We start from the raw sequence: 20,514 nt of genomic DNA, 5'->3' as shown, positions 1-20,514 counted from the left end.
TTTGGTCAAGTTTTCTTCAGAAAACTTGCGGGTTCTTAGGGCAGCGCCCTAAGTCGCTTTCCGCAGAAAGCGAAATCTTATTGCCTAACAAAAAACTAAGAATGGTAGAAAGCAATGCTTTGCATTGCTTGAACAGTCCGGGGGACTGTTTAGCCATAGGAAACCCAGTTGCATAGGTTCCCTGAAAGGGCGGCTCCATGCCGCCCTTTTTATATAGCTGTGAGCATGCGTTGATGCGCGTTATCTCTTCCTTTTCCTCAATCAGAGGGAGCCTGAAATTGAATAAAAACCGCCGGACATCGCCGGACATCAGAGGACATTGTAGGACATTGCAGGACATCGGAGGACATGAATTTGAAAAGTTTCCCTTTTGAGGGAAACTTTTCTGCGTTTTGGGGGTATGGGTGAAGAGACAAACAGGCGGGCGAAAAAACGAACGCCGTTTGGCGCTTCAAAACTTTCAGAGAGGATGTGGAACATGGTGAACGAAACGGCGAAGGAGGGCTTTCGCAGATTGGCGTTCGGCGGCATTCATGATGCCGTAAGGCTGCTCTTTTGCGAGGACGTGAACCCGCGCACGCTGAAAAACATGGATCTGTTCGCCGTCTCCGAAATTCGCAGACCGAAAAACGGCGGCATGGAAATTCGGTTTTTCGACCGGATCGAAGCGCTGCGGCTCCTCAGTGAGCTCGAGACGAGCGGGACGGGTGCACAGGCGCTGCTCTCCGCCATTGAAAGCGGTGCGGCGGCGCTGAAAGACGGGGATAAGCCGTGACGCCGTTTTCCGAAAAGCAGATGCAGGTCTTATGCTGGTGGGGCGAAAAAAGCCCGCACCGGGATAAGCTTGCCGTCATCTGCGACGGCGCGGTGCGCAGCGGCAAAACCACCTGTATGGGGATATCCTTTTTTCTGTGGGCGATGGCACGCTTTCAAAATACGAGCTTTGCGGTGTGCGGCAAAACGATCCGTTCTGTGCGGAGAAATGTGGTCGCGGAGCTTATACCAAAGCTAAAATCTATGGGCTTTTCCATGCGTGTGCGGCAGGCAGAGAACGAGATTATCCTATCGTATCAGGGCAGAGAAAACCGCTTTTACCTTTTCGGCGGACGAGATGAATCGAGCGCGGCGCTCATTCAGGGCATGACGCTCGGCGGCGTTTTGTTTGACGAGGTGGCGCTGATGCCGCGCTCTTTTGTGGAGCAGGGCATTGCGCGCTGCTCGCTAAAAAACGCGAAGCTGTGGTTCAACTGCAACCCGGAGCACCCGCAGCACTGGTTTTACCGCGAGTGGATACAAAAAGCCGAGAGCCGAAACGCGCTGTATTTACACTTTACGATGGAGGATAATCCGTCGCTGAGTGAAGACGTGCGCAAGCGCTACCGAACGATGTTTTCCGGCGCGTTTTACAGCCGGTTCATCGAGGGCAAGTGGACGGCGGCGACAGGACTGATTTACCCGTTTGCGCTTGACCTCCTGTGCGAAGTGCCGAAAGCGGATTTTGAGCGGTACGCGGTGTCCATCGATTACGGCACGGTAAACCCGACCTCCATGGGCCTTTGGGGGCTTTTGTGCGGCGTGTGGTACCGCGCAGACGAGTATTACTTTGACGCGCGGCTTGAAAACACGCGGCGCACGGACGAGGAGCACTTTAAGGGCTTTTTGGAGCTCATTTGCGGCAGAACGCCCAATGTGATTGTATGCGACCCCTCGGCGGCGAGCTTTATCACACTTTTGCAGAGCCGTGGTTTTGCAGTGACGGCGGCGAAAAACGACGTTTTAAACGGCGTCCGCATGACGGCAACGGCGCTGCGCACGGGGCAAATCAAGGTGACAAAGGGCTGCGTGGACGCGGTGCGGGAGTTTTCCCTCTACCGCTGGGCAGACGACGGCGCGCGGGATGTGCCTGTGAAGGAGAATGACCATGCCATGGACGACATCCGCTATTTTGTCTCCACGGTGCTCGGCGCGGGCGAAAGCTTTGCCTGCGCGGTGCAAAGGGAGACGGGGAAAGGAGTTAGCATTTGGGATTTTTGAAAAAGGAGAAGCGCACGGCCGTTTCGGTGCAGACGCAGGGCGGGTACCCGCCGGTGCTGCCGGTGACGGCAGGCGAGCGTGCACTGTACCGTGCCTTGCGCGAGCAGGTGCCGATCATCGACGCGGCAATTTACAAGCTGGTGCGTCTTATCGGCGGGTTTGAGGTGTATTGCCCCGAAAAGCACACGGAAAACGCGCTGCGCGGGTTTTTAAAAACCGTGCCCGTAAACGGCTGCAACATGGGCATCGATAACTTTTTATCGGCCTATTTTGAGCAGCTTTTAACGTATGGCAATGCGATTGGGGAGATCGTACTCGCAAACGGGGAAATTCGGGCGCTGTATAATGCGTCGCTCGAAGACCTCGAGATTCGGCTCATCTCGCCGCTTGAAACGGGCGTGTTCGTCGTAAGGGACGGGCGTGCGGAGCCGTGCCGCTACCCGGAGCTCATTTTGACTTCGGCGTTAAACCCGATGCCGGGCAGCGCGGTGGGAAGCTCCATTTTAAAGGGCCTGCCGTTTGTGAGCGAGGTGCTTTTGAAAATTTACCGCACCGTCGGCATCAACTGGGAGCGTATGGGCAATGTGCGCTTTGCGGTGACGTGCAAAAACGAGGGATACATGAACGCGGGTGACCGCGCGGGGCAGCTTGCAAAGGAGTGGAGCCGTGCGATGCACGGCCCCGGCGTGAGTGACTTTGTGGCGGTGGGCGACGTGCAGATTAAAGCCATCGGCGCGGACGGGCAGCAGATGGACAGCGAAGTGCCCGTGCGGCAGATGCTGGAGCAGATTGTGGCGAAAATGGGCATTCCGCCGTTTTTGCTGGGGCTTTCGTGGTCCTCGACGGAGCGCATGTCGAGCCAGCAGGCGGACATGCTGACGAGCGAACTGACGGCGTACCGCAGAATTTTGGAGCCGGCGGTTTTGAAGATCTGCAAAACGTGGCTGCGGCTAAATGGTCTTGACGACACGGTGGAAATCGATTGGAACGAGATCACGATGCAGGACGAAGTCGATCACGCGAACGCGGCATATCTCATGGCGAAGACGGAGCAGCTTTTAAAGGAGGGGGAAGCTTGAGCGAGACGGTAACGGCGGTACAGCCGGATAAAGCGGCGATGGAGAAGATCAACCTTTACACGCGCCGCGCCTATAAGCCGGAGGAGGTGTACACGTTTTCGGTCGTTTTGTGCGACAACGAAGTGGATAGAGACGGTGAGTGCTTTACGAAAGAGGCACTCGAGGAGCTTGCGAAGCTGTTTGTCGGCAAGACGGGCATTTTAGACCACGAGCCGACGAGCAAAAATCAGACGGCGCGCGTGTTTGACGCTGCGGTGAAGGAAATTCCCGGAAAGGTAACATCTTTAAACGAGCCGTATGCGCAGCTCACAGCACAGGCGTATGTGCCGCGAAACGACGGGACGAAGGCGTTTATTGAATCCATTGAAAGCGGCATACGCAAGGAAGTCAGCGTGGGGTGCGCAGTGAAAAAGCGCGTGTGCTCCGTGTGCGGCGCGGAAAGCTGTGTGCACGTGCCGGGGAAGACGTACAACGGCAAGCGCTGTGTGCGTATTTTAAGCGGCGCGGCGGACGCGTATGAATTCTCATTCGTGGCAGTGCCTGCGCAGCGCGCGGCGGGCGTGGTGAAGAAATTTTCGCCGCGCTTTGAAAAATCGGAGAAGAAAAAGGAGGTCAAAACGGTGTACGACATTGTAAAAAAGCTCGCGGACGGCGAAAACAGCGTGACGGTGGCGAAGGAGGAGCTCAACATGCTCAAAACGGAGCTGAAAGCGCTTTTCGACCGCGCGGAGTGCGGCGACCGCTACCGTGCGGCGCTGTGCGAACGCATCTATAAGCTGAGCGCCGTGGCGCAGCCGGAGTTTAAACGCGGACTGACGGAGGCGATCACAAAGTCGCTCGGCATTGCAGAACTGGAAGAAATGGCGGCGGCGCTCGCAAAAGCGGCGGAGCGCAAAATGCCCGTAATGCCGCAGCTGGCAGCGGAAAAGACGGAAGACACGAACGCGGCAGACGACGGCGCGTTCCGCATTTAAGAAAGGAGATTATACAATGGCATTTGAAAACATTACACTCGAAAAAGGCATGTACGGCGTGCCGGGCAAGAATTTTACACAGGTTTTGGAGGAGCTGGACGGCTCCCAGAACTACGCGGGCACACCGTTTGCGGGGCTTGATGCGTACCAGAGACAGCTTAAACGCTTCGGCATTCGTGTAAGCGGTGCGAACTGCGACACCGTGGAGAAGTTTTTCACCTCCTCCCAGAGCGCAGCGCTGTTCCCGGAATACGTCGCCCGCGCAGTGCGCCAGGGCATGGAGATGGCGTCTTCCCTGCCGGACATCGCGGCGACCGTGACGAAGATCGACACGCTCGATTACCGCACCGTGCAGACGGCGACGGCTTCTGACCAGAAGATCGAAGACCCCGTAGCGGAGGGCGCGGCCATTCCGGAGACGGTCATCAAGACGGCGGGCTCGCTTGTGACGCTGCATAAGCGCGGCAGACTGATTGTCAGCTCCTACGAAGCGCTGCGCCACCACAGACTGGACCTCTTTACGGTCATTCTGCGCCAGATCGGTGCGTACATTGCGCGCAGACAGATGAAGGACGCAGTGGACGTGCTCTTAAACGGCGACGGCACGAATACGGGCATCACCGTGACGGCGCTTACCGCTGCGCCGACCTACAACGACCTTGTGACGCTGTGGGGCAAGCTTTCCGACTATAACTTCAATACGATCCTGGCCGGAACAACTGCTTTGCAGGCGCTCCTTAAAATCACGGAGTTTAAGGACGCGCAGGCGAGCCTCAACATTAAGGGTGCGGGCAAGCTCATCACGCCGCTTGGCGCGACGCTCATCCATGTGCCGTCCATGGACGCGAAGAAGATCATTGCGCTCGACAAGAACTGTGCGCTTGAGATGGTGCAGGCGGGTGATGTGCTGACCGACTACGACAAGCTTATCGACCGCCAGATGGAGCGCGCGGCCGTGAGCGCCGTGGCGGGCTTTGCACAGATCTACGGCGGCGCCGCACAGGGCCTTAGCTACTGATTTTATTCGATTCTGGCAAGCCGTACCGCTTTGGTACGGCTTTGCCGAATAAAAAAAGGAGGGGCAAATGGAGATACGAAACGTGCTGGAACGGCTGAAGCTTTTGACAAATGACGACCGCGAAGACCTGCTTTTGATGCTGAGCGGCGATGCGGTGCAGCGGCTGAAAGCGCGCCTTTGCTGCACTGAGGAGGAAGAAAACGCGCATGAGGAGGCGCTGTGCGCAGCGGCTGCGGCGCAGGCGGCGTATCAGTTTTGGCTTTTGGAGGAAGCAGCATCGCCGAAAAGCTTGACGGCGGGCGAGGTGCGCGCGGAATTTGACAAAGGCAGCGAAAGGGCGCTCGCCTATGCAAAGCAGTGCGAGCGGGCGGTGTCCGGGCTTTTGCGTGATGAGGATTTTTACTTCGGTGTGACGGAGGGCACAGTGTGAGAAATGTATTTTTGAGGGCGCAGCAGATGACGGCGGAGATAAGCGGCGAGAAGGTCGTTTGCCGCGGCGTTGTGCATCGCCTGAAGGAAGACAAAACGGCCTTGCAGGCGGAAACGGAGACGTTCGGCGGGGCGATGAAGCCGCTGTATGTCTACTTCGGCGACGGCAAAGTGCTTTGCGGCGCGGAGAACGCGAGGCTGACTGTGGGCGGCGAGACGTTCCGCGTTTTATATGCCGAGGAAAAAAGCGGGCTTTGCGGGGCGCTTTACGTGCGCGCGGTGCTGGAAAAGGAGGAAAAAGATGACGGGAACGGAGCTTAGTGCGGCGCTTGCGGAAAAGCTGAAAGCGCTTTTGCCGGATTGCGCGGTGCGCCCGGCGTTTACGGGCACGCTGCAAAGGCTTCCGCAGCGTGCCGCGGTGACGGTGGGCGTGATGCAGGAGGAAAACGCGGACGGTGTGTTTGAAACGGTGCTCGGCGTGCAGCTGTATGCGCGCGAAAGGGACGACCACGCGCGGCTGTTTGACGCGGTGTGTGAGGCGGTGTCGTCTTTGCCGTGTGCGCTGCGCAGTGTGAGGCGGAGCGAGACGACGTACTCGTCGGCGCTCAGTTGCCTTGTGACGCTTTGCACGGTGCAGGCGGCGACGGGTGCGGCGGATAACGCACGCGCAGCGGTGGTAATCGGCGACAAGGTATTTACGGCGGACGCGGTGAAAATTTCGCACGAAGCGAAGGTCAAGCGCTATTACGCCATCGGCGAGGAAAATCCGTATGCGGCGGTGGCGGGCAAAGCGGTGTACACGATTGTGCTGCACGGGTTTTCGGGCGGCGAGGAGGCGCTCCCCGGCGAATTCACACTGCAAACAGGCGGCGCGCGGTACACGCACTGCGTTTTGAAAGCGGCGAGCGAAAATAAGCTTGTGATAGAAGCGGGTGCGTGTGAAAAAATCACACAGAGAACACAAAGCGGAACGGAGGCATAAGGTGGAAGAAGAAAACAAAAACGCACAGGCGCTCTCCGGCATTTTGGAGCGCGAGGAGCGGCGATATCCCGCGCTGCTTCGTGCGGATAGGAGGTTTGTATGAACCTGATGACGATGCAGTTTGGCAGCTTTGTGTTTCCGGTGAACCCGACGGAATTAAAACTCGAGCGGGCGTGCCTGCTGCGTGAGACGGTGAGTGTTGACGGCGAAGAACGTGTGGAGGCGGTCGGCAAGCGCAAGGCGCGCGTAGCAGGCACGGGGCACTTCACCGGGGAGAATGCGATGGCGGTTTACCGCGAGTTAGAGGCGCTTTTCGGTGAAACAGATACTCTGTACTTGCCGGGGCACAGGCCGTTTGAGGCGGTTTTGAGCGAGCTTGCGCTCATCGGCGTGCCGGAGAAAAACACGGTGCCGTACACGTTCGCCTTTGTGGAGACGGCGGGGAAAAGCGAAGCGGTCTCCGGCCGGACATACCGCGCGAAGGCGGGCGAGAGCCTGTGGGATTACGCGTATTTTACGGGCGTTTCGATTGACCGCTTGGCGGAGAATAACCGGCATATCGCGTGTATTGCGGCGCTGAAAGACGGCGAGGAGGTGCATGTTCCGTGACGGATTTTTCGCTTGAGTTTGTGTTTGCAAGCGGTGAAAGGCATTCACCGAAAGCGGAGCCGAGCGAATGGCTTTTAAGAAGCGACGCGGACACGGTGGCGGACAACCTGACGGTGCGGTTTAGTGTGGGAAAGCGGCTTTTTACGGAAGAGCCCGTGGGGGCGGTGCTTAAAAAGGATGGCGCGGTGCTCTTTGACGGTATCGTGGACGAACACCGCGTGAAATGCCAGAACGGCGCGCGCACGGAGGCCTTCTTCCTGCGCAGCCGCGCGGCGCTTTTGCTCGACAACGAGGCGGCACCGATGGAGCTTAGATTGCCCTCGCTGCGGCTTTTGGAGCGGATGTATCTGATGCCGCTGGGGCTGCACGCCGTGGGCGGCGACAGGCGGCCGGTGGAGGGCGTTTTGACCGTTGAAAAGGGCGTGAGCTGTTTTGAAGCGCTGCAAACGTTCTCTGAGAGATATCTAAACTGTACGCCGTATACGGACAAAAGCGGTGGCGTGCACTTTGAAAGCTACGTGCCGAAAACGGTGAAGCCCGACCGGGTGACGGCGCGGGAGGTGATTTTTTGCCCGTACAAAATGCTGAGCGGTGTTACGGTGCAAAACGCGCAGACGGGCGCATACAGCGCGGAATATCACGACCCTTTGGCCCCACAGGTGCGCGTGCGGTATCTTTCCGCCTATGCGAAAACAGCACCGACAGCGCTTTTAAATGAAAGCCGCAGGGCGGCAAAGCGACTAAAGCTGACGTGTGCTTCTTATATAGACGGGAACATGGGGGACACGATGCGGACGGAGGAGCTTGGCGAGGTGCGGCTCATCTCCAAAAACGTTTTGCTGCGCGGGAAAGACGTGAAGACCGAGCTGCATTTTGAACCGGTTTAAAGGAGGCATGAACATGTGGCTGACGAAAAAGGAGACGGCGGAAAAGGCCGAAAGTGTGAAAACGGGCGTTGTGACGACGGGCGGCGGGGAGATTTCCGTCTGCACGGAGCTGGAGCGCCGTGCACCGACTGTAACGGTGCCGTACGGCATGGCGGTGAGCGTGCCGCAGGGTACGGAGGCTGTGATGACCGGCGGTGTGTGCCTTGGCGTTGTGAACGACGCGGGAACGCTTTTGCCCGGCGAGGTGCGGCTGTTCTCAGCGGGCGGTGCGGAGATCGTTTTGAAGCTCGACGGCACGGTCGTCATCAATGGGCAGGTGTTTGAGAAAAAGGAGGAATAGCGTGGAGGTCGTGATTTTAAACGGCATAACGCAGACGGCGGCGACAGGGCTGCCAAAGACGGCCGAGGGGCTTAACGCGCTTATGCAGCGTGCGTATAACCGCATTTGCCTAAAACGCGGCGCGTTTTGCTATGACCGCGTGCTCGGCAGCCGGTTTTATATGCTGGATGCATCGGACGAGCACGCCGAGGAGCGGGCGCTGCGGTATGCGCAGGCGGCGCTGTTGCCTTTAGCCGGTGTTGAGGCGGTCTCCGTGCGGCGTGAGGGGGAGCAGTTTATCTTCGGACTCCAGACGATGCTCGGCACGGAGGAGATTGCGGTGAAAGGGGCGAAAGTGTGAAATTTGAGGAAATTTATGCGCACATGGCGGCGGAATACAAAACGCTGGCGGGCGCGGAGCCCGAGGACGCGGCGGACGTTTCGATCCGTCTGAAGGTACTGGCGGGCGAGTTGTATACGGTGCTGTGCGCGGCGGAATCGCTGAAGCTGAATTGCTTTCCGCAGACGGCGGCGGGCGAGGCGCTTGACCTGCACGCCGAAGAACGCGGGCTTGTGCGCAAGGACGCGGTGAAATCTGTGGGCACGCTGACGTTTTCGCGCCGAACGGCGCTGAGCTACGCGGCGGAGATCCCCGCGGGCACGGTGTGTGCGGCAAGCGGCGAAAACGCGGTGGAATATGAGACGACGGAGGCGGCTGTGCTGCCCGCAGGCGCACTGACGGTGACAGCGGCGGCGCAGGCGGTTTTGGGCGGCAGGCGCGGCAACGCGGCAAAGGGTGCGGTGAACACGCTCATCACGCCGCCGTCCGGCATTGAAAGCGTGACGAACGATGTGCCGTTTACGGGTGGCGCGGATAAAGAGGACGACGAAGCGCTGCGCACACGCCTTTTGCGGTGCTTTTACGCACTGCCGAACGGCTCGAACACGGAGACGTACCGCCGTGCGGCGCTGATGACACCGGGCGTGAAAAGCGTTCAGGTGGTGCCGCGCGCAAACGGTGTGAACACGGTGGCGGTGTACCTGTACGGCGACAACGGCGCGGTGACGGACGAGGTGCTCGGAAAAGTCGGAGAGACGCTCGAAAAGCTCAAGGAGATCAGTGTGGACGTGACGGTGGCTGCAGCGGTGGCTGTGAAAAAGCCGGTGACAGTTTACGTGAAGCCGAAGGACGGGTGCGCGTTTGAAGATGCGAAAGCATCGTGCACGGCGGCAATCACGGCGTACCTGAATGCGTTTGAGGTGGGCGAGCCGTTTGTGACGGCGGGGCTAATCCATGCGGTGATGGAGACGGGCGTAGCACAAAACTGCACGGTGCCGGCGAGCGTGGCGGACTTTACGCCGAACGCCGGGGAAATCGTCACAGCGGGCGCTGTAAATGTGCTGGAGACGCAGTAAGGAGGGCAAATGACGGAACTGGAAACCCGCATGCGCGCGATGCTCGAAAAAACGGGGCTGTATTTTGGAGAAGACAAGTGGCTTTCGGCAGAGCTTGCGGCGTATGCAAAGGGGCTTGAACTCGTGTATGATACGCTTTCTCATGTGCGGCGCGACGCGTTTGTGCAGACGGCGGAGGAGGACGGGCTGAAAGCGTTTGAATCGCTGTTTCGCGTGGTGCCATCCGTGGACAGCACGAAAAACCGGCGCGCGATGCTGCTGACCCGCGGCGCGGTGACCCCCGCAGACCACACGGTGGAAGCGATGCAAAAGCAGCTTTTAGCGGCAGGCATCAACGGGAAACTCGTCCCGCAAAAGGGCGGCGTGCTGAACATAAATGTGCTCTCTACCATGGGCATTTCCGAAGCGGCGGCGGAAAGCGAAGCGCGCGCGTTTTTGCCTGCGCACCTCAGTTTGGTGTTCGATTTCGGCAAAAACACGTGGGATGCACAGGACGCGGTGGGGAGCTCGTGGAATGTGCTCGACCTTCGAAACAAGACTTGGAACGCGCTCGACGTTTTATGAGCGGAAAGGAGAAACATGGCAGCAAGTAAAAAATCAACGGTTCTCGGCCTTTGCCTTTGGGAGGGGACGGACAAGCCGCGCCGTGTGGATTTTGTGGCGGACAACGAAGCCATAGAGTCGCAGCTTGGCGGGCACATTCAAAACGATAACCTGCATTTAAATGACACGCGCAGAAAGCGTTTAGATACGCCGACGGAGGTGCGCACGTACACGGGCACGGGTGCGGCCTCGCGCACGATCTTATTCGGCTTCAGTCCGAGTGCGGTGATCGTTTTTGCGGTGGACAAGCCGTTTTCGCAGGCGATGACGGGCTGCACAAAGCAATACGCCGGCATAGCGGCAGGCGGCCAGAACAGCCTTGGCGTGACGCTTTCCACGGCGCAGGTGACGGTGCTGCAGACCCAAACCGCCCCGACGGACGGCAGCGGCATGGCATCGCTGAACGAAAGCGGCGTAACGTACGCGGTGTTGGCGTTCAGATAAGGCGTTATATCATTTTCCGCGAGGAAAATATCATATCGAACAAAGAAAGATATATCATTAAAAAAGAAGCGCGCAGCTTTTGGAGGAGCTGCGCGCTTCTTGGTGTATTGCGTGTAATTTTTAGGGATTTCTAAAGGCGGTTTTTATGAATTTGCCGCGCAAATTCATTGGGAGACCCCCTAATTGGGTCTCCCACGAACAAACAGTCCACCGGACTGTTTGTTCTCCCGTCCTGATTTTTGGGAGGCAAAAGGTGTTTCGTCGTCTGCGGACGACGACCAAAGGCGCTGCCTTTGGAATTCACAAGTTTTCTCGAAGAAAACTTGACTAAAGACTTTATTCATTCGCTTGCCGCAGGCAGGTGTTAGCCTTGCGTTTCGCCTTTATCTTCGAGCAGGGTAACGGTGACGGTGAATTCTTCGCCGCCTACGCCGCTCTCGTTCGGGCGGAACAGGTGGATCTCGGCGGTATCGCCGGGCTTATAATTTAAAAGTGCGTTTGCGAGCTCCTCAAGCGATTTCGTTTCGGTATCATCGATGGCGGTGATGATGTCATACGCCTGCACGTCTGTGCCGTTAAAGCAGCTGTCTTCGTCGATCTCGCTGATCATGAAGCCCTGCGGGACGTCATACATGGCGGCCTGCATCTGGGTGATGGCAGTGCCTTTGATGCCGAAGCGGACGCGGCCTTGCACATAACCGCCTGCAAGCAGGTCGTCTATGATGCTCTTTGCGCCGGTGATCGGGATGGCGAAGCCCATGCCCTCGTACTGCTCGGAGACGATTTTAGCGGAACTGATGCCGATGACCTGACCGTGTAAGTTGACGAGCGGGCCGCCGGAATTGCCGGGATTGATGGCGGCGTCGGTTTGGATATACGTCATGCCGTTCGAGCTGTACGAGCCGACGGAACGGTTGAGGCCCGAGATGACGCCGCGCGTGATGGAGCCGGAGAACTGCTCGCCGCCCGGGTTGCCGATGGCGACGACCCACTGGCCCATGCGCAGGTCATCGCTGTCGCCGAACTCGGCGGGCATGTAGCCTGTGCCGTCGATTTTGAGCACGGCGAGGTCGGTGGTTTTATCGAACCCGACGACGACGGCGTCGTGAAGTTCACCGTCATACGTTTTGACCTGCACGGAAACAGACTTGGAATTTAAAATGACATGGCTGTTCGTGATGATATAGCCGTCTTCCGTTGCGAAAATGCCGGTGCCTGTGCCCTGCGTTTCGCCGCTCTGCGTGATGACAAGCACGGTGGACGGGATGACCTTATCGTACACGGCATCAATATCGAGCTCGGCGGTATTCGGCTCTTTATCTAAGGTGATGCCCTCCGTATTCGGGGTGACGGCGATGTCCGGCGGGGTGAAGCTGTCGTCCGCATCGGGCGTTTCGTCTTCGCCGGGCGTTTCGCTGTCGCTGCCGTCGTTTTCATGCGGGAAGTTCGGGATGAGCGGATCGCCCGGCAGCGTTGTGACGCCGTAACCACGGTTCACGGCGGCGTAGATGCCGTAGGAAGCAAAGCCGATGACGGAGCCTGCGACGAGGACGGACATGACGATGATGAGGATGCGCAACCCGAGCGGCATTTTCCTTTTTTGCGGCGCGGGATGCGGATACGGATTTTGCATATTCTGCGGGTACGGCGGGGGATAAGCACCTTGTCCGTAGGGCGGCGGATACTGCCCCGGCTGCGGCTGGGTGTTGTAGTTTGCATAGCCATACGGCGGGTTACCGTACTGCGGGGCGTTTGGCTGCGTGTTGTACGGATAGGGCTGATACGGCGGCTGCGGGGGATAATAGCCGGTATGCTGAACGGGCTGCGGCTGCGGCGGAATGTTCACGTTCGGGATGGGCTGGGCTTCCGGCGCTTGCTCGGCATTCGGGAGCGGCTCTGCCGTGGGGGCATCGGAAACGGTCGGTTCCGGGGTGACAGTCGGTTCTGCGGGAGCGGCCGGTTCATCGGAAACGGTGGGCTCTGCGGGAATGGTCTCCGCGGTTTCCGGTGTTTCGGGGATATTGTCTTCGGAAGAAGCAGGCTCCTGCATCTCCGGGTTTTTGTTTTCAAAATCGTCCATGGTGTGATACCTCACTTTTGGATTTATTTCTGATCGGGCTCTTTATTATCCTTGTGGCCGTGGTGCTCCTTTTTGGGGCGCTCCGAGATGACAGCATCTTCGACCGGCACGGTGACCGGGATGGAGCCGGTATTGTACTTCAGCTTCGGGGGTTCCTGCGGCTTTGGAATATAGAACGAGAAGCGGGTGTACTCGTTCACGACGGAGGAGACGGAAATGTCGCCGCCGTGGAGCTTGATGATGGTGCGGACAAGATACAGGCCGAGACCCATGCCGTTTTTATCCTGACTTCTCGATTTATCGGTCTTATAAAACTTCTCGAACACGAGGGGGAGCTCGTCGGACTGGATGCCGGAGCCGCTGTTTTCGATGGTGACGACGATGCGGTCGATGCTGTCCGAGACATTGAAGGAGATGTAGCCCTCGGTGTTTGTGAACTTGACGGCGTTTTCGACAAGGTTATAGACGACCTGATGCAAAAGGTCTTCATCGCCGTGCACCTGCATGGGCTGCAAGGTATCGAGCCCGCGGATGTCGATCTTCTTTTCGTCGATGCTCTTTTCAAACGTGAGCACGGTGGAGAGGACGGTCTCGGAAATATCGAAATCGTTTGGGCGGAGCTTCAGCTCGCCGTTATCGATGCGGGAGAGATTTAACATAGTGCGGACAAGACGCGAGAGGCGCTTGACCTCGTCGGAGACGATGTGCAGGTAATGCGACTGGCGCTCCGGCGGGATGGTGCCGTCTAGAATGCCGTCGATGAAGCCCGCGATGGTTGTCATCGGGGTCTTTAACTCGTGCGAGACGTTCGCGACGAAGCTGCGGTTCATGCTTTCGCTGCCGGAGAGCGAATCTGCCATGTTGTTGAACGCGGTGGCAAGCTGGCCAATCTCGTCGTTGCTTGTGACGGGCACGCGGATGGAGAAGTCGCCGTCGCCGAAGCTTTTGGCTGCGGCAGACATCTGCCGCAGGGGCTTGACGAGCCGGTAGGAGAAGAGGCCGACGACAACGAACGCCAGAATGAACGCGGCGGCTGCGGCGATGAGGAACATTTGCAGTGCGGCGAACTGATACTCCGTGAGGGAGGCAGCGTTCATGGCGGCAAAAACGGCACCGACAGGCACTCTGGTGCTGTTTTCGCCTCCTGCCTCGGAAGATGATGTTTCGGCGACGGAATAAAGCGGCACGCCGACGACGTAGTACGGGGTATCGTAAATGCCGTTTTTGCGTCCGTCGCCGGTATAGGAGCCCTCGGACGCGCACTTTACGATGTCTGCCGAAATCTTCGTCTGCGGGATGAAATTTGCGCCGATATTTGAGGTGCTGTTGGCATAGGCGCCGAACAGGACATTGCCCTCGAGATCGGTGACGAAAATATCGGCATCGATATTGAGAGAGAACGTGCGCACAAAGACTTTCAGAAGCTCCGGTGCACCGTTATTCGTGATGTCTACGACGGAAGTAATGGACGCCATGGACGAGGCGTTTTGCATAAGCAGTTTGCGCTTATCGCTTTTGGTGTACTGCGAGAACACAAACATCATGACGCTGCCGAGCACGATGAAGCTGGCGAGCACGATGACCATGGTGACGCGCAGGTATTTTCCGAACAGGGATTTTTGCAAGGGGAATCCTTCCTTTCGCCGGCTTATTCTTTCACTTCAAACTTATAGCCGACGCCCCAGACGGTTTTAAGCGACCACTTATCGGAAACGCCTTCGAGTTTTTCACGCAGGCGCTTAACGTGCACGTCTACGGTGCGGGAATCGCCGTAATAATCAAAGCCCCACACTTCGTCGAGGAGCTGGTCACGCGTGAAGACGCGGTTCGGGTTCGAGGCGAGATGATAGATGAGCTCCATTTCCTTCGGCGGAGTGTCAATCTGGACGCCCTTGACCTTGAGTTCATAATTTGTAAGGTTGATGGAGAGATTCTCGTAGTGAACTTCTTTCACCTGAGAGGATTCTTTTTTGCCAATGCGGCGGAGGACGGCGTTGATGCGCGCGATGACCTCTTTTGTCTCGAAGGGCTTTACAACGTAATCGTCCGCGCCGAGCTCTAAGCCGAGGACTTTATCGAACACTTCGCCCTTGGCCGTCAGCATAATGATGGGGCACTGGGACTTTTTGCGGATCTCGCGGCAAACCTGCCAGCCGTCGAGCTCCGGAAGCATGATGTCGAGCAGCATGAGGTCCGGGTTGACGGAATCAAACATTTGCACGGCCGCCTTGCCGTCGTTTGCAATGGCTGTTTCAAAGCCTTCCTTTTCAATATACAATCTTAAAAGCTCACAGATATTTCTATCGTCGTCTACGATCATGATTTTGCCGGATGCCATAAATTTCTACCTTCCTTATTTCAATATTGCGGGGCGAAAAGCGACCCCGTTTCCTCCCGGAGATCCCCTGTTTGTGCAGAGTATAACCAGTTTGTATTTATTGTACCGATTTATTGCGTCGAATGCAAGAACAAAAGGTGAATATTCTGTGACGATAGGGCTTGTTTTGGGGCGCGGAATTGGTGAAAATGCGCGTTTTTATGCGAAGTGTTGCGGCGGAAAATAAAGTGTGTTATACTGTATCAGTTCGATTTTAGACTGTGAACAGGATAACGGTCGGACAAAAAGAAAACTAAAGGCTTTAAACAGCGTACTTCGCCGTGCTTGCGGCGAAGTCTTTTCATGCGAAAAAACCGCGTTTGGAGCGTAGAGATTTGCAAAAGAATTTACAAAAAAGAAAGGAAGTTTGATTTTATGGCGGAAAAAACGGTAAAGCTTGAGGACCCGGCAAACAACCGCATGGGCTCTGCGAAGATGCTGCCGCTGATTTTGACGATGGCGCTGCCGGCAATGTTTTCGATGCTGATTCAGGCGCTTTACAACATTGTGGACAGCTACTTTGTGGCGCAGGTGAGCCAAAACGCACTGACGGCGGTCTCGCTGGCGTTCCCGATTCAGAACCTGTTGGTGGCATTCGGCGTGGGCACCGGCGTGGGCGTGAGCTCACTCATTTCCCGCAGACTCGGCGAGCGCGACCAGGAGGCGGCGGACAACGCGGCGACGCACGGCATTATTCTTTCCGCGATCACGTATGTGGTCTTTGCAGTTTTCGGTGCGATCGTGGCGCGTCCGTTTACGGCGCTTTACACGCAGGACGCGGAAGTGCTCAGCATGGGCACGACGTACATCACGATTGTGACGGTAGCATCGTTCGGCTTCTTCTTTGCGGCGGTCATTGAAAAAATGTTACAGGCGACGGGCAACATGGTGATGCCGATGATCATTCAGCTTGTGGGCGCGGTGGCAAACATCATCTTTGACCCGATCCTCATTTTCAACTTCAACATGGGCGTGGCCGGTGCGGCGTATGCGACGGTTGGCGGCCAGATCCTTTCGATGATTGTGGGCCTTTGCATTTTGTTTTTCGGCAACCACGCGATTGCGCTGGAATTTAAGGGCTTCCGTTTCCACGGCAAGACGATGAAGGACATTTACGTTGTGGGTCTGCCGAGCATCGTGATGAACGCCATCGGCACGCTGATGACCATGGCAATGAACGGCATTTTGGCGGGATTTTCCGCAGTGGCCGTGAATGTGTTCGGTGTTTACTTTAAATTGCAGTCCTTTGTGTTTATGCCGGTGTTCGGCTTGACGCAGGGGCTCATGCCGATTATGGGCTACAACTACGGTGCGCGCAACAAGAAGCGTGTGACGGGTGCGGTGAAGATCGGCTGCGTGATTGCGCTTATTATTGAGATTGCGGGTCTTATCGTGTTTGAAATCTGCCCGGGCACGCTGATTTCCATCTTTAACGCGACGCCGGAGCTGCACGAGATCGGCGACTCGGCGCTTAGAATCATCGCGATCCACTTCCCGATGGCGGCGATCGGCATTGCGCTTTCGACGCTGTTTCAGGCGACGGGCCACGGCATGTACAGCCTTGTGCAGTCTGTGATGCGTCAGCTGGTTGTGCTGGTGCCGGCGGCGTGGCTGCTCTCGAAAATCAGCCTCGGCGCTGTGTGGTTCTGCTTCCCAATCTCCGAATTTATTTCGCTCATTGTGACGGTTGTATTCTTTGTAATTCTCTACAACAAGGAGATTAAGAACCTCAATAAGCCGGTGAACAGTGCGGCGGCGACGGAGTCGGTGAAGGGGTAAGTGAGCTGAAATAGAGCGGGCAAATAAAGTTTTCGACGACCTTTTTCAAAAGGTCGTGGATTCCAAAGGCAAGGCCTTTGGTCGAGCTCCGCAGAGCTCGAAATACTTTTGCCAAACGCAAGATCAGGAAAATAGAAGAACCGTCCGGGGGACGGTTCTTCGTAAGAAACCCTATCAAGGGGGTTCTTGAAGGGCGGCTTTGTGCCGCCCTTTTTATATATGCTGTGGTTTACGTTAGATAAAGAACCAGCTGGGGAGCCATTCTAAAGCGTTGGCGTAGTTCTGCGTGGTGAGGGTGCCGGTGAGCACGGGGTAGAACGCGATGAACATAAGAATGTGCACGAGGACGCAGGCAAGCAGGAGAATTCTGCCGACTGTGAGCGTAACGGCGCCTTTTGTGAAGACGACGCGGCGCAGGGAAGCTGTTTTTTCAAGGCGCTGATACGCGATGAGGAACGCGATGAGAATAAACGGCACGGCAGTGAAATAGTGGTAAATGAACGTGCAGCGCGGCACGAGTACCCACGGCAGATACGCGGACAAGAAGCCGATGACACAGATGAGCGCGGTGCGGGAGTGCCGTTTTACGGCCCTTACGAACGCGTACACGGTGGCGGGCACGCACGCCCAGAAGAACAGCGGGTTGCCGAGCACCGAAATGGTGCGGATGTGGCCCTCGCTGTCGGCGCTGTAATTGCCGTAGTACCACACGTTGCGGATATCGAACGGCCATTGATACCACGGGGACTCAAACGGATGGGTCGCCTGCAGTGTGGAGTGATAGTTGTACATATGCGTTTGGTACGCGATGAACCGGCCGAAAACATCGTAGCGGTTATGCGGCAATGTGGTGAGCGGCAGGAACGCCGTAAAGTAGATGCCGAACGGAATGGCGATGAACAGCAGGCAGCACCAGAGGCAGAGCTTTATGGATTTATTAAGGAGCGCTTTCTGCACGGCGGCGTGGCCTTTCTCTTCGCGGTAAGAGACGATGAGCTTGCCGAAAAACAGCACGGCGAGGCCGACTGCGCCATAGGCGACCGTCCACTTGCTTGCGATGCCGAGCCCCATGAAGATGCCGCTTAAAAGCAGCGGGGGCAGGAGCTTTTTGAAGCTGTCGGTTTTTAAATCGTGCTGAATAAACACGAGCATGGCGTCGTACATTAAAATGATGAAGAACACGGCGTAGGTATCGATGGTCGCGATGCGTGTTTGGACGTAGTGCATGAAATCGAACGCAAAGAGGACGGTACCGGCGGTGCAGAGGAACGTGGAGCCAAAGAGGCGCTTTAAGAAATGGTAGAGCGCAGGGAGCATCAGAACACCGAACAGCGTGCCCATGAAGCGCCAGCCGAACGGGTCCATGCCGAAGATGCGAATGCCGACCGAGATGATGAGCTTGCCGAGCGTTGGGTGCGTGTTTTCGTATGGCTCGAGTCCCAAAATGTGCTCGTAGGCAGTGCGGGCGTGGTAGATTTCGTCGAAATAGGTGGAGTTCATGTAGCTTGGATAGAGCGGGACGGTGTTTTGCTCATCCGTGAGCTGCCACGCGTTGCCGGAGACGGCGGTGAGCGTTGCAAAGCCGGTGCCGTCTGTCTTTTTGAGCGCGAACTCGTTGATGGCGAGGTCATCGCACATAGACGTGATGCGGATATATTTGCCGACGGCGGCGACGGAGACGTTTTTCCACGCATAGACGCTGCCGTCCGTATTTTCGGCGGCGGTCGTCCAGTTGGTTTGATCGTTTGAAACCTCAATCTTCATATTGGTGCCGACGCGCTGGCCGATGCCGTTATCCGCAGGGGCGATGCCGGGCAGGTAGAAAATTTCGCTGTACGCGTCGTCGGTCTCAAAGACGGCGGATTCGCCGTTTTGGGGCGTCCATGTCGTATTGGCGGTCTCGTGATCACCGAGATTCGTGAACGCGACGATGCCGTAAAGGAGGGTAACGACGGCGATACAGAGAAGATCGACACGCGTCAGGCGGACGTTATGATTCTTGTCGGTGATGAGGGAGAATTCGGGCGCTGCGGCGGGCTTTGTGTGCTGTTCGGCCGAGGCGGCTTTCTGCGTTTTGAACGCAGGGAGCGGGCGCAGGGCTTTTTCGGAAATAAAGCAGCGGTACGTGATATAGAGCATATAAATGTACAGGAGCACATGCAGCGCGGAGAGGAACAGGATTTGAATGGACGTGGGGGAAATGTAGGCGTTATTGAGGTACAGCACATAGGCGACGTTCAAAAAATGCACCGTGGATGTGCCCGCGAACAGGAGCAGGAAGCGCTTTTCCTTTGTGAAAACGTAGGTGAGCAGCAGGCACAGGAGCACGGGGAACAGATAACGCTCGTGCATTTTGACGCAGAAAATGTAGACCGTGAACATTAAAACGGTGGGGCAGGCGAAAACGGCGTCGTCGCGCTTCGATTTCAGCAGTAAGAGGCCTGCGAGGACGGTTGCGAGCGGCACGCCGAATTGCAGCCAAGTGCTGTGCTCCGGCAGGGCAGCCCAGTTGAGCCCGAAGAGTGCCCAGACGTTATAGGCGTTGATGGTGTAGTAATTATAATAATCGATGGTGCCGGTGTAGATTTTGATGAGCTTCAGGTAATCGAAATTCTTTATAAACGGCGTGGAGAGCAGGAGAATCGTCGCAAGGGCGATGATGGGCCCGAGGACGAGGTTTTTCCAGTCCTTTTTGCGGATGACCCAGAAAATGAGCACCGGTGCGAAAATGAGCATCTGCGGCTTACTTAAGATGCCGAAGCCGTAGACGAACGCGGCGAGCGGCGTGTGGTTGTACCAGAGAAGCAGCAGTGTGCAGAGGAGCAGAAGCGCGCAGAAGCTATCGGCCTGACCCCAGACGGAGGAATTGACGATGACGGCGGGGCAGAAAAGATAGGCAAACGCAATAAGGAGTGCGCTTTTTTCACCGAGCTTTTTGCGGGCAAGTACCCAAAGTGCCGCGGCGCAGGCGATGTCCGACAAAATGGGCGCGAGCTTTATCATGAGCGTATAGCTCTGCGCGTATTGATCGACACCGAACAGGCGGCGGAACGCCTCGATGATGTAGAGCACGTAGAGATAGCCGGGGGGATAATCGAGGAAGAAGTCCCGGTAATACATGTTATTAAAGCCGTAATCGTGCGTATAGGCGGCCCACGCTTTAAAGCAGGAGATGTCGGCCTCGAACCCGTTGATGTTGTAGCCCAGAATAAAGCGCAGGATAAGCCCTAAAGCGAGCACGGCGCAGAAGACGGGTACGGGGGGCAGGCCGAAGACCGTAGCTTCCTTTATACGGGCGCGGCGGACGGGGGCGCCCTCCGTTTCCGGCGCGGCACGAAAGCCGAGCCACAGCACTGCCGCAAGGAACAGGGCGGCGAGCAGAATTTGTATCGTCATGGTTTTTGTTCCTTTCTCAAAATTTATTTGGTTACGGGCTTGACCCGCACCTTTTTTTCATGTAATCTTGTAGCAGAGGGGATGCGGA

Annotated in this window: 21 protein-coding genes; 16 read left to right on the top strand and 5 right to left on the bottom strand. The window is 56.8% G+C overall.

Going from position 1 to position 20,514, the window contains the following annotated elements; translation table 11 throughout:
- Positions 1-16 precede the first annotated feature (16 nt).
- A complete protein-coding gene (locus tag ACLTX1_RS03880; protein ID WP_308448555.1) occupies positions 17-310 on the bottom strand; it encodes a hypothetical protein in 294 nt (97 codons plus the stop codon).
- 168 nt (positions 311-478) lie between these two features.
- Between ACLTX1_RS03880 and ACLTX1_RS03875 the strand changes: the two genes are divergently transcribed.
- The 15 genes from ACLTX1_RS03875 (at position 479) to ACLTX1_RS03805 (ending at position 10,794) form a co-directional block, all read left to right on the top strand.
- Positions 479-775 carry a hypothetical protein gene (locus tag ACLTX1_RS03875; protein ID WP_176819672.1) on the top strand — a complete coding sequence of 99 codons (297 nt, stop codon included), beginning with the start codon at positions 479-481 and terminating at the stop codon, positions 773-775.
- Positions 776-795: 20 nt separating this feature from the next.
- The gene (locus ACLTX1_RS03870) at positions 796-2,034 is read left to right on the top strand and encodes a PBSX family phage terminase large subunit (protein WP_412330516.1); all 1,239 of its coding nucleotides are present in this window, start codon (positions 796-798) and stop codon (positions 2,032-2,034) included.
- Positions 2,022-3,113 (top strand): serine/threonine protein phosphatase, encoded by a 1,092-nt coding sequence (locus ACLTX1_RS03865; protein ID WP_412330494.1) that lies wholly within the window; start codon positions 2,022-2,024, stop codon positions 3,111-3,113. Before ACLTX1_RS03870 ends, ACLTX1_RS03865 begins: the two co-directional genes overlap by 13 nt.
- The gene (locus tag ACLTX1_RS03860; protein ID WP_412330493.1) at positions 3,110-4,087 is read left to right on the top strand and encodes a hypothetical protein; all 978 of its coding nucleotides are present in this window, start codon (positions 3,110-3,112) and stop codon (positions 4,085-4,087) included. Before ACLTX1_RS03865 ends, ACLTX1_RS03860 begins: the two co-directional genes overlap by 4 nt.
- A 16-nt stretch (positions 4,088-4,103) precedes the next feature.
- Complete coding sequence (locus tag ACLTX1_RS03855; protein ID WP_395590230.1) at positions 4,104-5,105, top strand: phage major capsid protein; 1,002 nt, start codon at positions 4,104-4,106, stop codon at positions 5,103-5,105.
- Between the two features lie 67 nt (positions 5,106-5,172).
- Positions 5,173-5,535: a hypothetical protein gene (locus ACLTX1_RS03850; protein ID WP_412330492.1), complete on the top strand. Its 363-nt coding sequence runs from the start codon at positions 5,173-5,175 to the stop codon at positions 5,533-5,535.
- On the top strand, positions 5,532-5,855 hold the full coding sequence (locus ACLTX1_RS03845) for a hypothetical protein (RefSeq protein ID WP_412330491.1): 324 nt from the start codon (positions 5,532-5,534) through the stop codon (positions 5,853-5,855). The genes ACLTX1_RS03850 and ACLTX1_RS03845 overlap by 4 nt, the downstream gene beginning before the upstream one ends.
- Positions 5,836-6,516: a hypothetical protein gene (locus ACLTX1_RS03840; RefSeq protein ID WP_412330490.1), complete on the top strand. Its 681-nt coding sequence runs from the start codon at positions 5,836-5,838 to the stop codon at positions 6,514-6,516. Before ACLTX1_RS03845 ends, ACLTX1_RS03840 begins: the two co-directional genes overlap by 20 nt.
- Positions 6,517-6,615: 99 nt before the next feature.
- Positions 6,616-7,125 carry a hypothetical protein gene (locus ACLTX1_RS03835; protein ID WP_412330489.1) on the top strand — a complete coding sequence of 170 codons (510 nt, stop codon included), beginning with the start codon at positions 6,616-6,618 and terminating at the stop codon, positions 7,123-7,125.
- Positions 7,122-8,012 carry a hypothetical protein gene (locus ACLTX1_RS03830; RefSeq protein WP_412330488.1) on the top strand — a complete coding sequence of 297 codons (891 nt, stop codon included), beginning with the start codon at positions 7,122-7,124 and terminating at the stop codon, positions 8,010-8,012. The genes ACLTX1_RS03835 and ACLTX1_RS03830 overlap by 4 nt, the downstream gene beginning before the upstream one ends.
- Positions 8,013-8,025: 13 nt before the next feature.
- Positions 8,026-8,352: a hypothetical protein gene (locus ACLTX1_RS03825; protein ID WP_176819681.1), complete on the top strand. Its 327-nt coding sequence runs from the start codon at positions 8,026-8,028 to the stop codon at positions 8,350-8,352.
- Position 8,353: 1 nt separating this feature from the next.
- Positions 8,354-8,692 (top strand): hypothetical protein, encoded by a 339-nt coding sequence (locus ACLTX1_RS03820; RefSeq protein WP_316519603.1) that lies wholly within the window; start codon positions 8,354-8,356, stop codon positions 8,690-8,692.
- Positions 8,689-9,747: a baseplate J/gp47 family protein gene (locus ACLTX1_RS03815; RefSeq protein WP_412330487.1), complete on the top strand. Its 1,059-nt coding sequence runs from the start codon at positions 8,689-8,691 to the stop codon at positions 9,745-9,747. The genes ACLTX1_RS03820 and ACLTX1_RS03815 overlap by 4 nt, the downstream gene beginning before the upstream one ends.
- Before the next feature lie 9 nt (positions 9,748-9,756).
- Entirely contained in the window at positions 9,757-10,311 is a 555-nt protein-coding gene (locus ACLTX1_RS03810; protein ID WP_412330486.1) for a hypothetical protein, read from the top strand.
- A gap of 15 nt (positions 10,312-10,326) precedes the next feature.
- Positions 10,327-10,794 carry a hypothetical protein gene (locus ACLTX1_RS03805; RefSeq protein WP_412330485.1) on the top strand — a complete coding sequence of 156 codons (468 nt, stop codon included), beginning with the start codon at positions 10,327-10,329 and terminating at the stop codon, positions 10,792-10,794.
- 364 nt (positions 10,795-11,158) lie between these two features.
- On the opposite strand, the gene ACLTX1_RS03800 is transcribed toward ACLTX1_RS03805, so the two are convergent.
- Genes ACLTX1_RS03800 through ACLTX1_RS03790 form a run of 3 tightly spaced genes read right to left on the bottom strand, consistent with a single transcriptional unit; the run spans position 11,159 to position 15,212 of the window.
- Positions 11,159-12,874 carry a trypsin-like peptidase domain-containing protein gene (locus ACLTX1_RS03800; RefSeq protein ID WP_412330484.1) on the bottom strand — a complete coding sequence of 572 codons (1,716 nt, stop codon included), beginning with the start codon at positions 12,872-12,874 and terminating at the stop codon, positions 11,159-11,161.
- Positions 12,875-12,897: 23 nt separating this feature from the next.
- Positions 12,898-14,499 carry a HAMP domain-containing sensor histidine kinase gene (locus ACLTX1_RS03795; RefSeq protein WP_308448571.1) on the bottom strand — a complete coding sequence of 534 codons (1,602 nt, stop codon included), beginning with the start codon at positions 14,497-14,499 and terminating at the stop codon, positions 12,898-12,900.
- A gap of 23 nt (positions 14,500-14,522) precedes the next feature.
- Positions 14,523-15,212 (bottom strand): response regulator transcription factor, encoded by a 690-nt coding sequence (locus ACLTX1_RS03790; protein ID WP_176819688.1) that lies wholly within the window; start codon positions 15,210-15,212, stop codon positions 14,523-14,525.
- A 414-nt stretch (positions 15,213-15,626) separates the two neighbouring features.
- Here ACLTX1_RS03790 and ACLTX1_RS03785 point away from each other — a divergent pair, with 414 nt between their 5' ends.
- A complete protein-coding gene (locus ACLTX1_RS03785; protein WP_412330483.1) occupies positions 15,627-17,030 on the top strand; it encodes an MATE family efflux transporter in 1,404 nt (467 codons plus the stop codon).
- Positions 17,031-17,264: 234 nt separating this feature from the next.
- On the opposite strand, the gene ACLTX1_RS03780 is transcribed toward ACLTX1_RS03785, so the two are convergent.
- Complete coding sequence (locus ACLTX1_RS03780) at positions 17,265-20,426, bottom strand: glycosyltransferase family 39 protein (RefSeq protein WP_412330482.1); 3,162 nt, start codon at positions 20,424-20,426, stop codon at positions 17,265-17,267.
- Positions 20,427-20,514: the final 88 nt, after the last annotated feature.

The organism is Hominenteromicrobium sp. (genome assembly GCF_046974225.1).
In the GTDB taxonomy this organism is placed as follows: Bacteria; Bacillota; Clostridia; order Oscillospirales; family Acutalibacteraceae; genus Hominenteromicrobium; species Hominenteromicrobium mulieris.
This window is presented reverse-complemented; position numbering and strand designations above follow the sequence as displayed.

Bases quoted from the DNA above. Each gene is read 5' to 3' on its own strand.
- ACLTX1_RS03785 (WP_412330483.1), top strand. From the start codon at position 15,627: ATGGCGGAAAAAACGGTAAAGCTTGAGGACCCGGCAAACAACCGCATG.
- ACLTX1_RS03825 (WP_176819681.1), top strand. From the start codon at position 8,026: ATGTGGCTGACGAAAAAGGAGACGGCGGAAAAGGCCGAAAGTGTGAAA.
- ACLTX1_RS03780 (WP_412330482.1), bottom strand. From the start codon at position 20,426: ATGACGATACAAATTCTGCTCGCCGCCCTGTTCCTTGCGGCAGTGCTG.
- ACLTX1_RS03870 (WP_412330516.1), top strand. From the start codon at position 796: ATGCAGGTCTTATGCTGGTGGGGCGAAAAAAGCCCGCACCGGGATAAG.
- ACLTX1_RS03875 (WP_176819672.1), top strand. From the start codon at position 479: ATGGTGAACGAAACGGCGAAGGAGGGCTTTCGCAGATTGGCGTTCGGC.
- ACLTX1_RS03840 (WP_412330490.1), top strand. From the start codon at position 5,836: ATGACGGGAACGGAGCTTAGTGCGGCGCTTGCGGAAAAGCTGAAAGCG.
- ACLTX1_RS03790 (WP_176819688.1), bottom strand. From the start codon at position 15,212: ATGGCATCCGGCAAAATCATGATCGTAGACGACGATAGAAATATCTGT.
- ACLTX1_RS03805 (WP_412330485.1), top strand. From the start codon at position 10,327: ATGGCAGCAAGTAAAAAATCAACGGTTCTCGGCCTTTGCCTTTGGGAG.
- ACLTX1_RS03880 (WP_308448555.1), bottom strand. From the start codon at position 310: ATGTCCGGCGATGTCCGGCGGTTTTTATTCAATTTCAGGCTCCCTCTG.
- ACLTX1_RS03810 (WP_412330486.1), top strand. From the start codon at position 9,757: ATGACGGAACTGGAAACCCGCATGCGCGCGATGCTCGAAAAAACGGGG.
- ACLTX1_RS03850 (WP_412330492.1), top strand. From the start codon at position 5,173: ATGGAGATACGAAACGTGCTGGAACGGCTGAAGCTTTTGACAAATGAC.
- ACLTX1_RS03835 (WP_412330489.1), top strand. From the start codon at position 6,616: ATGAACCTGATGACGATGCAGTTTGGCAGCTTTGTGTTTCCGGTGAAC.
- ACLTX1_RS03800 (WP_412330484.1), bottom strand. From the start codon at position 12,874: ATGGACGATTTTGAAAACAAAAACCCGGAGATGCAGGAGCCTGCTTCT.
- ACLTX1_RS03855 (WP_395590230.1), top strand. From the start codon at position 4,104: ATGGCATTTGAAAACATTACACTCGAAAAAGGCATGTACGGCGTGCCG.